This is a genomic window from Acidovorax sp. GW835-FHT14G06 (genome assembly GCF_058793595.1).
Genome location: NZ_JBXAGA010000004.1, coordinates 218,689 through 231,171 on the forward strand (window position 1 = coordinate 218,689; position 12,483 = coordinate 231,171).

The following is a 12,483-nucleotide window of genomic DNA, read 5'->3' on the forward strand; positions in this document are numbered from 1 at the left end:
GAATCACCAGGTGGAGACAGCAGGACCATGGCTGACTTTGAATACTATCTTGCTCAGTTTGTGGATATCCACGGTCGCCCTAAGGCGAAGCTGGTGCCAGGCAAGCACAAGGAGATGATCTTTGGCGCAGGCGCAGGTTTTGCAGGTTTTGCAATAGCCGGCATGGGTATGGAGCCCCATGGCCGGGAGTTCATGGCTATCGGCGACCGTGACTCGATTCGCCCGGTGCCTTGGATGACGTCAACAGCCAGCGTTGCTTGCGATGGGCATGTTGACGGCAAGCCTCATGCATTCGACTCACGCGTGATTGCTAAGAAGGCGTTGGCCGATTTCCGTGAAACGACCGGTTTGGAGTTTTTCACGGGCCTGGAGCCGGAGTTCTTTCTGCTCCGGCCAGGGGCAACTGCTGGTAGCTGGGTCGTTGCAACGGAATCAGAGTCACTTGACAAACCATGCTACGACTTCCGTCACCTGTCCTCGGTGTCTGACTTTCTAGTGGAGTTGCGGGCAGCATTAGGCAGTGCTGGTATCGACGTTTATCAAATTGACCATGAAGATGCCAACGGCCAGTTCGAGATGAACTTTACCTACGCTGATGGATTGCGAACGGCGGATAACCTCACCTACTTTAAGATGGCGGCTCAGGCGATTGCCAGAAAGTATGGCCTGCTGTGTTCTTTCATGCCCAAGCCGTTTGCCGAGCGGTCGGGCAGCGGCTTGCATATGCACATGTCCGCTGGTAGGCAGTTTGGAGATAATGCTTTCGAGGATGCCTCCGACTCTCGCGGCATGGGTTTGTCGCAACTGGCGTACCATTTCCTGGGTGGATTGATTGCGCACGCGCCAGGCCTCACCGCAATTGCCGCTCCCTGTGTCAATTCCTACCGTCGTTTGGTATCACGCGGCTCGCGTTCGGGTGCAACTTGGGCGCCCATCAACATCGCTTGGGGCGACAACAATCGCACGGCCTTTGTACGCATCCCAGGAGGGCGACTTGAGCTGCGGGTGCCAGACGCATCAGCCAACCCTTACTTGCTGACTGCGGCCGTTATTCATGCCGGTCTGGACGGCATTCAGCGAAAGCTCGATCCTGGCCAGCCTTGCAATGAAAACCTCTACCAATTCAGCTTGGCCGAACTTGCTGCACGTGGCATCAAACGCCTGCCAGCAAGTTTGCCCGATGCACTTAATGCGCTGGAGGCCGACCAAACGCTTTGTAAGGGCTTGGGCGCTGACTTTGTCGCAGAGTTCGCTGAGATCAAGCGTGCTGAGTGGGATGAAATGCTGTTCGTGGTGCCGCCTGCGGAATTCCGGCGCTATGTGGATTTTTTCTGATGTTCAACGAAATTCTGTTCTGACCGTCTGAAGCAGAAAGTAAGTTGATGTCCATGACTCCAGACTCGCTCGCACATGTCTCTACGCAGCGCGTTGACGAGTGGCGAGACATCGACAAGGTTGCTTACGCTTACCACCTAGCGCAATGGCTTGAGCAGAAGCAGTCGACCAAACATTTTTCGGAGTTTGTCAGTGGCCTTTGCGCCGAGTCTGATTTGGTAGTCGACCTTGGCTGCGGCGCGGGTGCTGCAACCTACTACCTCTCTCAGCGTCACGCCGCAACTCGGTTTCTCGGAATTGACTATTCGGATGCGCTGGTCGCACTCGCGGGCCATTTCGCTCTCGAGCGGCAGGCTACCAACCTTTCGTTTGTTGAAGGCGACTGGTTTAACCTTGCGCCTCGGGCCGATGTTGATGGAGTAGTGAGCCTGCAGACACTGTCTTGGCTGCCGGGTTTCGAACAACCTTTGGATGCGATTTTCAGCCGACTCAATCCACGCTGGATTGCGCTGACCAGCCTGTTTTACGATGGCGATATCTCGTGCAAGATTGAGGTTAACGAACATGTACGCAACCGGAGTTCTTTTTACAACATTTATTCGATACCGTCGGTCGCGCGCCATGTAGCGAAATATGGTTATCGAATCACTCGCCAACAGCCGTTTGCAATTGATATTGATATCCCGCGACCCGCCAACCGCGATGCAATGGGTACTTATACCGTTTTGTCTAGAGAGAGTGCAGGGGCGCCTGAGACCCGGCTCCAGATTAGCGGACCCTTACTCATGAATTGGCACCTTTTGGTAATTGAAAGAATATGAACGAACAGCCCTTAAGGCCATCGACGTGACGCGGCACGCGCGGATACTGTTGGTTAGCTATGGGGGCGGGCATATTGAAATGTGCCTCCCAGTCATGCGCGCGATCCGCGAACGGTTGCCTGACAGCGAAATTCGTGTGATGGCGCTCACTACTGCCTTCAACGCCGCGCGAGCGGCAGGCGAGAAGCCTCTTGGCTTTCGTGATTTCACGATGCTACCGGGCGGTAAGCGTGCGCTTGCCTATGGCGAGCGGCTGCTTGCTGTGACTAGTAGCGGCCACCCGTCTGTTACGCGCGAGGAGTCGCTCGCATATCTCGGTTTCAATTTTCTTGAGTGGGTCGATCGTGACGGGGAGGAGGCAGCTTGGGCGCTCTGGGAGCAGGAGGGGCGCAATGCGTTCCTACCAGTCAGTTTTTTCCGCGCGGTACTGCGTCATTTGCTGGTCGATGTGGTGATCACTACCAACTCGCCGCGGAGCGAGCAAGCAGCAATCGAGGCTGCGGTCGAGTTGGGCATTCCGTGTCTGACCATGGTTGATTTGTTCTCTCTACAGGGCGACCCGTTTTTACGCAGAGCTGTCCAGGCCGACTGCTTGACTGTGTTGTGCGAAGCAACTCGCGGGAATCTCATCGCTGCAGGCATAGACGCGAAAAAGATTTTTGTTACCGGTAACCCAGCATTCGACAGTCTCGTGACAGATGAAGCCGCATCGCTTGGAGCGGCTTGGCGCGCTCAGCGCGGCTGGCGTGGACAGAACATAGTGCTCTGGGCTGGCCATCTAGAGGCTGCTCAGTCGCTGCCAGCGGAACTTGCTGGCAGTGGTTTAGGCGATGAGCTACAGCGGCAACTCGTCGAATGGGTTGAGGCGCGACCCAGCGCATGTCTCGTAGTGCGCTATCACCCGAACGAGTGGCGTGCGTTCACGCCGCCTCCGCTGCACCCGCGGATTCACTGGAGTCAGCCTGAATGCGAACCGCTGCTGCCGTTGCTGATGGCAGCCGACCAGGTTGTGGTACAGATCACCACAGTTGGCGTGCAGGCGCATTTCGCAGGAAAACGCATCATTAATATCGGCTATTCGCCTTACGTTCGCAGCACTGGAATCGACTATTCCCTGTTTGGCATGAGCGAGAGGGCTGACAATCCAGCAATGCTGACGACACTGCTCGACCGTGGTTTAGCTGGCGGTACGCCAGTGAGCCGCGCCAATTTTGCGAAGCATGATCGTGCCGCGCAGGCCATTGCATCCCATGTTTATGCTCTTGCAAGAAAAAGAAACACCCGATGAGTGCCAAGCAGTCTCGCCAGATTCTGGGTTTGATACTCGCACGCGGAGGTAGTAAAAGACTGCCTGGAAAGAATTTGCGGCCGTTGCATGGTAGGCCCCTTATAGCTTGGACTATTGAGGCGGCTTGCTCATGTCCGGCTATTACCACTACAGTGGTTTCTACCGACTCGCAGGCGATTGCGGACGTTGCAATGCAGCACGGCGCACGTGTTCCATTCCTGCGTCCCGAAATGCTCGCTCAAGACCACTCTACTTCAGCCGATTCGGCAATTCATGCCGTGGAATTTCTCGCCGCACAAGGTGAGGAATTCGACGCCATTATGTTGCTGGAACCGACCTCGCCCCTGCGTGCCGACGGTGACATTGCCAGCACCATCGATATGCTGTTAGAGCGCTGGGACGACCTTGATGCTGTCGTGACCGTTGGGCAAATGCACCGTGAGCATCCGTTAGACATCAAGCGCAAGGACATTCGCGACGGCCTTTCATCTTGGATGCCTGTGGACAAAGGTCAGCCAGACTGCACGCCTGCTTGGTACCCGTATGGCGGTATTTATTTGATTAAGACGGCTATCTTGCGTAGCCAGCGAACCTTCTATCCGGAGCGTTTGGGTGGGAAACGAGTTCAGCGTTGGCAGAATTACGAGGTAGACGACGAAATAGATTTCCTTTGCATAGAGTCGATCATTCGCCATTTCAAAGGACGTCTGCCGGAGCAACTATGAGGGGCGCAAAACATACCATGACCGCTGAACCTGAAGGCTCAACCCAGGTGGATACACGCTCGTACAGTGAACGCCTGCACAAGGTCATTCCTGGCGGTGCGCACACCTATTCCCGTGGTGATGATCAGTACCCGTCAAATGCACCAGAGATACTGGTAAGTGGCAAGGGCGCCTACGTTACAGATTCGGTTGGTCGCACGCTTCTCGACTACGGCATGGGGTTGCGCGCTGTAACTCTGGGTTACGCCGACGAGCGAGTGAACCGTGCTGCGCAGCGAGGCATGGAGCTTGGTGTCAATCTCACGCGAGCCTCGGTGATTGAGTTGGAGGCCGCAGAACGCCTGGTCGGGTTGATTGATGGCGCCGACATGGTGAAGTTCGCCAAGAATGGTTCCAACGTCACTACAGCCGCAGCGAAGCTTGCACGAGCATTTACCGGGCGCACGTTTATCTGCGTCCCACGTCAACATCCATTCTTCTCGTTCGACGACTGGTTTATCGGGGCCACCGTACTCAAGCGTGGTATTCCTGAAACTCACCATGCAGCGACACTATTGTTCGACTATGGCGACATCGAAAGTCTGCGTGCGCTTTTTGATGCTTATCCAGGTCAGATTGCTGGCGTGATGCTTGAGCCTGCAACTACTGTGGGGCCTTGCGGTCACTGCGCGCGTGTGAACCGCCTGATGCCACCGACGTGCAGCGAGTGTCCGAATCGTTCCGACAATTTCCTCGTCCAGGTGCAGGAGTTGTGCGTCAAAGACGGTGCTCTCTTCATCCTTGACGAAATGATCACTGGCTTTCGCTGGCACCTTAAAGGTGCCCAACACTTGTACGGTGTCAGGCCGGACCTGACCACATTTGGTAAGGGCATGGCCAACGGCTTTGCCGTGGCGGCGCTAACAGGCCGGCGAGAGATCATGGAGGTGGGGGGGATCAACAGGGCTGGTCAAGAGCGAACGTTCTTGATTTCCACCACGCATGGTGGGGAGATGGCAAGCTTGGCCGCGTTCTTGGAAACCGTCAACATCTACGAGCAGTTTGGTGTGACCGACCACCTCTGGCGTTACGGTGCCCGGCTCCTAACAGGGCTGGAAGAACTCGCCCGGGAGGCGGGGGTAGAACAGGCCTTCCAGATACAGGGCAACGGGATCTCTATGAATTACGTCACGCTTGGCGCTGATGGCGTGCCTAGCCTTCCTCTGCGCACACTGTTTTCGCAGGAGATGATCCGTCATGGCGTTCTAATGCCTTGGATCGCACCAAGCTTTGCCCATGGTGAGGGGGAGTTGGATCGCACCTTCGAGGCCGCGCGCAGGGCACTAGCCGTTTATGCCTTGGCCTTGGAGCAGGGCGTGGACAAATTTCTTCAGGGGCCCGTGATCAAGCCGGTATTCCGGCAATTTAACTGATGAACACTGCAGCAAACAGTAGCGACTTCCGGCTCGACGGGAAGGTTATCGTGATGACGGGGGCTGCCGGGATTCTGGGTAAGCAGGCCGTCGCTCGATTCATAGAAGCTGGCGCCCGAGTCTGCGCTCTGGACGTTTCCGAAGAGGCCCTAGAAAAGCTGGGGCCGATTCACGACCAACTGATGAAGGTGGCTGCCGACGTGGCCCAGCGTAACTCCCTGGTGGCAGTACGTAAGCGCCTTGTTGAGTTATGGGGTGAGGCCGACGTGCTGTTCAACAACGCTGCGACTAAGAGCGAGAATTTCTTCGCACCATTTGAGGATTTTCCGCTTGAGGACTGGAATGCTGTGATGGCGGTCAACTTGACAGGAGCCATGTTGGCTTCTCAGGTGTTTGGTACCCCAATGGCCGAGAGGCAAGGCGGGGTCATTGTCAACACACTGTCGATCTACGGCATTGTGGCGCCTGACCAGCGTATTTACGAAGGTTCTGAGTACTTAGGCCGTCCCATCAACACGCCTGCCATTTATTCAGCCAGCAAGGCGGGGCTCTGGGGGCTCACTAAATATTTGGCGAGCTATTGGGGTGACAGGGGTGTGCGCGTCAATGCGATCACTCCGGGCGGAGTGTTCAGTGGACAGAATGAGGCTTTCGTAAACAACTACTCTCGGCGCGTTCCCTTGGGGCGTATGGCGTCTGAGCGCGACATTGTCAATGCGATGACCTTCCTCGCTAGCGATGCGTCGCAATACATCAGTGGTCACAACCTCGTAGTGGATGGTGGGTGGACAGCATGGTGAGTTCGGGGGTGTTCGTCATTGCCGAAGCTGGTGTCAACCATGATGGCGATGTGGTGCGTGCTCTGTGCCTATGCGATGCGGCCAAGGCTGCTGGCGCTGACGCTGTCAAATTTCAGACGTTTCGCGCTGCTGACCTCGTGGTGCGCGGCGCCCCTGCAGCCGAATACCAAAGCCGCCAGACGGGCGAGCTGGACCAATACGCCATGCTGGAGCGGCTGGAGCTGACAGAAGCAGAGCATGTACAGATCCTGGAGCACTGTAGAACCATTGGAATCGAATTTTTTTCAACCCCCTTCTCTGTACTCGCGGTTGATATGCTTGTCCGCCTGGGCGTTCGGCGACTCAAACTGTCGTCTGGTGAGCTCACGCACCGCCAGTTAGTCGAACACGCAGCGGCAACCCAGTTGCCGCTGCTGATGTCTACAGGCATGGCCACCATGGAGGAGATCACTGAAGCCCTGGTCTGGACCCGCACCGCCCGCGGCCACCTTGATGGCATAGTTTTGATGCACTGCACCTCGGCCTATCCTGCCTCAGACGACGCTCTGAACTTGACGGCGATGGAGCAGATGCGACGCGAACTTGGTGTGCCGATAGGCTATTCGGACCATAGCCTTGGCATAGAAGCCCCATTGGCGGCCGTGGCCCTAGGCGCATGCGTGATCGAAAAACACCTGACGTTGGACCGCAGCTTGCCCGGCCCAGACCATAGCGCTTCGCTGGAGCCAGATGGTTTTTCCGAGATGGTTCGGGGCATACGGCGAGTGGCCGCTATGCGCGGGAACGGTGTGAAGGCGCCTTGTCCGGAAGAGCAGAACACTGCTCGTGTGGCCCGCCGCAGCGTTGTGGCCCTAGAGGACATTGCGGCCGGTGTACCGCTGCGCCTCGAGATGCTAGGTTGTCGGCGCCCGGCCACCGGTATCGCCCCGCGTGATTTGAGTGTGTTAGCGGGGAGGCAACTGCGCCACCCGGTCGCGAGCGGCACCGTGCTGAACTGGTCCGATCTGAGTCCGGAGCCTAGCGCGTGAGTCTTGAGCACATTGCAGCAGTCCGGCGCGTGCTGTACCTCAGCGGCACGCGGGCCGACTTCGGTCTGATGCGCAGTACGCTACAACTTGTCGCTGCCGACCCTGCGTTGGTACTGGGCGTGGCCGTGACTGGCGTCCATCTGAGCGCTACGCACGGACACACGGTGGACGAAATACATGCGGCTGGCCTGCCGGTGGTGGCAGAGCTACCAGTGGATGTGCTCACGCGCACCCCTGCGAGTATGTCCGCGGCCGTGGCGCATTGCTTGCAAGGTATGGCGGCGCTATTGGAAAAGCATCGACCTGACGTTCTGTTGTTGTTGGGTGATCGGGGAGAGATGTTGGCTGGTGCTATTGCAGCTCTGAATCAGGGGGTTGCTACTGTTCACATCCACGGCGGTGAGCGTTCTGGTACGGTCGATGAGCCAATGCGTCACGCCATCAGCAAACTCAGCAGCTACCATCTGGTTGCTACCGAAGCGTCGCGAGACCGCTTGGTGTGTATGGGCGAAATGCCGGAGCGTATCCATGTGGTGGGTGCACCGGGACTCGACGGTCTGGTGGACCTGGCTTCAGGCACGCGCGAGGAGGCCCTGGCAGCGCTGGATATGCCTAGCGCTCAGCCGTTTGTCCTGGTGGTGTTTCATCCAGTGGTTCAGCAGGCAAACTTTGCGTATGAACAGGCGCGGGCTTTGTTGGACGCGCTAAATTTGCAAGGCTGTCCTGTACTGTGGGTGGAGCCTAATGCCGATGCCGGTGCACTGGGTGTGCTGCAGGCACTCGACGAAGGATCTCTCCCCACTGGCTCGCGACGCATCCCGCACCTGAATCGTGGTCTATTCGCCAAAGCGATGCGCCATGCGGCAGTAATGATGGGCAACTCTTCGTCGGGCATCATCGAAGCGGCAAGTTTTGGTACCCCGGTCATCAATATTGGTGACCGGCAGAGGCTGCGCGAACGTAACGTCAATACTGTGGATGTGCCCGCCGATGCTGTAGCCCTGAGCATGGCCTTGCAACAGGCCTTGGCCCGCGAGCGCTACCCGTGCGAAAACCGCTATGGAGATGGGCAGTCGAGTGCTCGGATCGCAGAACTGCTGGCGCGGCTTCCTCTGACACTTTCGGTGCTGGAAAAAACTAATGCCTATTGAAGCTTCCCAGTCCCCATCGTTGCTGATTTTTGGTGCAGGTGGACACGGGCGTGTTGTCGCAGATGCCCTGCAACAAGCGCATGCTGACTGGGCATTGGTCGCGTCTGATCGAAATGATCAACTGTGCAGGGGGGAGTTGCTGCCAGGCATTCCGCTGGCGGCGTTGTCCTCCTTGGAGTCCCAGGGCGGTGCTTTACACGTAGCTATCGGGGACAACCGCGCGCGTGAAAATGAGAGCTTGTTACTCGGTCTTCGTCAGCTAGTCTCGGTGATCCACCCAAGGGCCAGTGTCTCGCCGCACGCGAGAGTTGGGGAGGGCTGCTTTGTGGCGGCCCAGGCGGTGATTGCGCCTGGCGTGGTGCTAGCGCGCAGCGTCATCGTTAACCACTGTGCAGTGGTGGATCACGACTGCAAAGTGGGTGCGTTCACCCATATTGCACCCGGCGCTGTGCTTGGGGGAGGTGCGCATGTCGGTTCGCGGGTCTTGATCGGATCCGGTGCTGTGGTGCTACCCGGGCGACTGATCTGCGACGATGCAGTGATCGGATCTGGCGCAGTGGTGCACCACGACATTCAACAGGCCGGCACCTATGTTGGTGTTCCGGCCAGGAGCATTTCATGAATCAGGCAGAGTTCAACGCCCTGTGCGTTGCACCCAGTTGCACCCTGCGGGAAGCGCTGCTGCGGCTGGACACCACGGCCAAAGGCTTTTTGATGGTGCTCAGAGAAGACGGTCAGTTGGTGCGCACTTTGACTGATGGTGATCTGCGACGCGCTCGCTTGGACGGTCACGGCGATTGTGTCTTGGTTGGTGAGTTGCCGATGCTGCCCCCAACAGTGGTACATGAGGACGCTACTGCCGCGTTTGTGCTCGAATTGATGGATTGCCACCAGATTGATCACATTCCAGTGCTGAACGAGCTGGACCAACCGGTGGATGTGGTATTCCGGCGGGAGTTGTCTCAGCGCATCTGGCTTTCCTCGCCCCATTTGGGTGAAGAGGAAACTGCCTTTGTCGAAGAGGCCTTCCGCACCAACTGGATCGCTCCACTCGGCCCGCACGTGGATGCGTTTGAGCGTGAACTCGCTATGCATGTGGGCGTGGGCCACGCCGCAGCCCTGAGCTCTGGTACGGCGGCCATCCACCTTGGCCTCTTGTTGCTGGGCGTACAGCCAGGAGACATTGTTTTCTGTTCTTCATTGACCTTCGTAGCCAGCTGTAATCCCATCCTCTATTGCAACGCACTGCCGGTCTTCATCGACTCGGAGCCGGATACCTGGAACATGTCTCCGCGGGCACTGGAGAGAGCTTTTGAAGCGGCACGCCGGGAGAACCGCCTTCCTCGCTGTGTGGTCCTTGTCAACCTTTATGGTCAGAGCGCTGACATGGAGGCGCTGCTGCCCATTTGCGAGCGTTACAACGTGCCCGTGCTCGAAGATGCGGCGGAGTCTTTGGGGGCCCGGCACAAGGGGCGCGCCAGCGGCAGCTTCGGCCAGTTAGCGGTGTACTCGTTCAATGGTAACAAGATCATCACCACATCGGGCGGTGGCATGCTAGTGTCCAACGACGCTACGCTCATAGCACGAGCGAGGAAGCTTTCTACCCAGGCGCGCGAGGTGGCACCCCATTACGAGCATGAGGAGGTGGGCTTTAACTACCGCATGAGCAACGTACTCGCGGGCATTGGACGTGGACAGCTCCGTGTCCTGGATGAGCGTGTTCAGCAGCGTCGGCGCGTCTTCGAGCGATACCAGCAAGCACTGGCCGATATCCCCTTCCTTCGTTGGATGCCTGAGCCGAAGGGTTGTCTCTCAACCCGTTGGCTCACGTGCTTCACGCTCGAGGGCGAAGGTGCCACTGCTCAATGCAGGGCTCTCATGCGGTTGATGGAGCGACATTCAATTGAAGTGCGGCCCGTGTGGAAGCCCATGCACCTGCAGCCGTTGTTCAGGAATGCTCCTTATTTTCCCCATGCTGATGGGGTGGATGTTTCTCGCCAGTTGTTTGAAACTGGCTTATGCCTGCCATCGGGATCCAATTTGTCTGAAGCGCAGCAGGATCGGGTAATTGCTCATTTGCGCCGTGTCTTAACGTCGTCTTTGGATACTCGTGCGCTGGCATAAGAACAATCTGCTGGCATTTGTATTGGACTTGGCACTGGTCGCATTCGGCTGGTGGCTTACCTTCTGGCTGCGCTTCAACTTGGATGTACCCGATGAATTCCAGGCCATGATGGTTGACACCCTGCCATGGCCGTTGCTCGGGTTTGGTACGAGTCTGCTGGTATGGGGGGTGTACCGCCACATTTGGCGCTATACCAGCGTGGCCGAACTCACGCGCCTTGTATATGGCGTGGTGTTCGCCGGTTTGTTGTCTGCGTCTGCAGTGCTGATGCTGCGAGTCGGGTCTTTCCCGCGCTCGGTGCTGCTGTTGCATCCCATGTTGGTGTTGCTGCTTCTGGGCGGTGCCCGCATCAGCGCCCGACTGTTGCTGGTCAACCGTGGGCAAAGTGCACCTACCGGCAAGCCCCTGCTGCTGGTGGGTTCGGTTCAAGACGCAGCAGTGGCACTGCCTGCGTTGCGCGGGACGCGGCTGTGGTCGCCGGTGGGTATCGTCAGTCCCATCGCGGCCGAAAAAGGCCGCAGCCTGCAGGGACTGAGCGTGCTGGGAGGTTTGGGCGACCTCTCCCATATTGCTGCGCGCACCCAAGCGGTAGCCGCCCTTGTGGTCTTGGCCGCAGGGTCTGATGCCCGGCGAGAAGTGCTCATGGGTGCTAGCGAAGCGAGTCTGCCCCTTTTGACAATGCCGCGGCCAGACGAGTGGCTGCGCGCTGAAGATGGTCAACCTAGGCGTATCGAGCTGGAGGATTTGCTGGGTAGAGCGCCCGTGGCGCTGGATGAAAAGGGCCTGTCTGATCTCATTGCCGGAGAGACGGTGCTGGTCACCGGTGCAGGAGGTTCGATCGGATCTGAATTGTGCCGCCAGATTGCGCGCTTTGGTGTTGCGCGGCTTGTGTGTGTTGACGTGTCCGAATACGCCATCTACCAACTGGAGCAAGAGCTACGCAGGGCTCACCCCCAAATGCAAGGCCTTTACTACACCGCCAACGTCCGAGAATATGAGCGATTGCTTGCCATCGCTCAGCTCCACCGACCGACGGTGGTATTTCATGCTGCCGCCTACAAGCATGTTCCCTTGATGGAGTCTTTGAACGAGGTAGAAGCCCTGCGCACCAATGTGTTGGGAACGTTGAATGCTGCTCGCGTCGCCGGCGTTGTCGGAGCTACGCGTTTTGTGCTGATATCCACCGATAAAGCGGTCAACCCGACCAATGTCATGGGTGCGAGTAAACGGCTCGCTGAACTGGTCATGCAGTCGGTTGCTAGCGAATGCGAAAGCACGCGTTTTGTGGCCGTGCGTTTTGGAAACGTGTTGGGTTCCAGTGGCTCGGTTGTTCCGTTGTTTTCTGCGCAGATCGCACGTGGCGGTCCGGTAACAGTCACGCATCCGGACATTGTTCGTTACTTCATGACGATTCCGGAAGCTGCCCAACTGGTTCTGCAGGCTGGTTTGATGGGCCAATCAGGGCAGATTTTTGTGCTGGATATGGGAGAGCCCGTCAAGATCCTTGATCTCGCGAAGATATTGATACGGTTGTCTGGCAAAAACGAGCAGGAAATTCCTGTGGTGTTCACAGGGCTCAGACCCGGAGAGAAACTCTACGAAGAGCTTCTTGCCAATGGCGAAACCACTATTCCGACACCACATCCCAAACTGCACGTGGCCAAAACCAGCTCACCGGGCCGCCTGAACCCGGAGAAGGTCTGCAGCGATATCGAGAGTTTAGGGGTTGCCCCGGCAGCTTCGTCGCTGCGTGCCTGGCTCCAGAGTCTGGTTCCTGAATACTCAGTGCGTTGATTCA

Annotated in this window: 11 protein-coding genes; all 11 read left to right on the forward strand. The window is 57.6% G+C overall.

Annotated features, from left to right (window positions below):
* The first annotated feature begins 27 nt into the window (after window positions 1-27).
* The 11 genes from glnT to AC1Q64_RS08375 all read left to right on the forward strand — a co-directional run bounded on the left by glnT (window position 28) and on the right by AC1Q64_RS08375 (window position 12,479).
* Complete coding sequence (gene glnT, locus AC1Q64_RS08325) at window positions 28-1,335, forward strand: type III glutamate--ammonia ligase (RefSeq protein WP_291432712.1); 1,308 nt, start codon at window positions 28-30, stop codon at window positions 1,333-1,335.
* 53 nt (window positions 1,336-1,388) lie between these two features.
* Window positions 1,389-2,156 carry a class I SAM-dependent methyltransferase gene (locus AC1Q64_RS08330; RefSeq protein WP_291432711.1) on the forward strand — a complete coding sequence of 256 codons (768 nt, stop codon included), beginning with the start codon at window positions 1,389-1,391 and terminating at the stop codon, window positions 2,154-2,156.
* Window positions 2,157-2,250: 94 nt separating this feature from the next.
* Window positions 2,251-3,444 (forward strand): glycosyltransferase family protein, encoded by a 1,194-nt coding sequence (locus AC1Q64_RS08335; RefSeq protein WP_492251015.1) that lies wholly within the window; start codon window positions 2,251-2,253, stop codon window positions 3,442-3,444.
* Window positions 3,441-4,169 carry an acylneuraminate cytidylyltransferase family protein gene (locus AC1Q64_RS08340; protein WP_291432709.1) on the forward strand — a complete coding sequence of 243 codons (729 nt, stop codon included), beginning with the start codon at window positions 3,441-3,443 and terminating at the stop codon, window positions 4,167-4,169. The genes AC1Q64_RS08335 and AC1Q64_RS08340 overlap by 4 nt, the downstream gene beginning before the upstream one ends.
* Before the next feature lie 17 nt (window positions 4,170-4,186).
* Window positions 4,187-5,581 carry a glutamate-1-semialdehyde 2,1-aminomutase gene (locus tag AC1Q64_RS08345; protein ID WP_492251016.1) on the forward strand — a complete coding sequence of 465 codons (1,395 nt, stop codon included), beginning with the start codon at window positions 4,187-4,189 and terminating at the stop codon, window positions 5,579-5,581.
* Window positions 5,581-6,381, forward strand: a complete 801-nt coding sequence (locus AC1Q64_RS08350) for an SDR family oxidoreductase (protein ID WP_291432707.1) — start codon at window positions 5,581-5,583, stop codon at window positions 6,379-6,381. Before AC1Q64_RS08345 ends, AC1Q64_RS08350 begins: the two co-directional genes overlap by 1 nt.
* Before the next feature lie 8 nt (window positions 6,382-6,389).
* Window positions 6,390-7,409 carry an N-acetylneuraminate synthase family protein gene (locus AC1Q64_RS08355; protein WP_492251017.1) on the forward strand — a complete coding sequence of 340 codons (1,020 nt, stop codon included), beginning with the start codon at window positions 6,390-6,392 and terminating at the stop codon, window positions 7,407-7,409.
* Window positions 7,406-8,560, forward strand: coding sequence for a UDP-N-acetylglucosamine 2-epimerase (neuC, locus tag AC1Q64_RS08360; RefSeq protein ID WP_492251018.1), 1,155 nt, complete (start codon window positions 7,406-7,408; stop codon window positions 8,558-8,560). Before AC1Q64_RS08355 ends, neuC begins: the two co-directional genes overlap by 4 nt.
* Window positions 8,550-9,182 (forward strand): acetyltransferase, encoded by a 633-nt coding sequence (locus AC1Q64_RS08365; RefSeq protein WP_291432705.1) that lies wholly within the window; start codon window positions 8,550-8,552, stop codon window positions 9,180-9,182. The genes neuC and AC1Q64_RS08365 overlap by 11 nt, the downstream gene beginning before the upstream one ends.
* On the forward strand, window positions 9,179-10,684 hold the full coding sequence (locus tag AC1Q64_RS08370) for a DegT/DnrJ/EryC1/StrS family aminotransferase (protein ID WP_492251019.1): 1,506 nt from the start codon (window positions 9,179-9,181) through the stop codon (window positions 10,682-10,684). The genes AC1Q64_RS08365 and AC1Q64_RS08370 overlap by 4 nt, the downstream gene beginning before the upstream one ends.
* On the forward strand, window positions 10,671-12,479 hold the full coding sequence (locus AC1Q64_RS08375; RefSeq protein ID WP_492251020.1) for a polysaccharide biosynthesis protein: 1,809 nt from the start codon (window positions 10,671-10,673) through the stop codon (window positions 12,477-12,479). Before AC1Q64_RS08370 ends, AC1Q64_RS08375 begins: the two co-directional genes overlap by 14 nt.
* The last annotated feature ends 4 nt before the right edge of the window (window positions 12,480-12,483 follow it).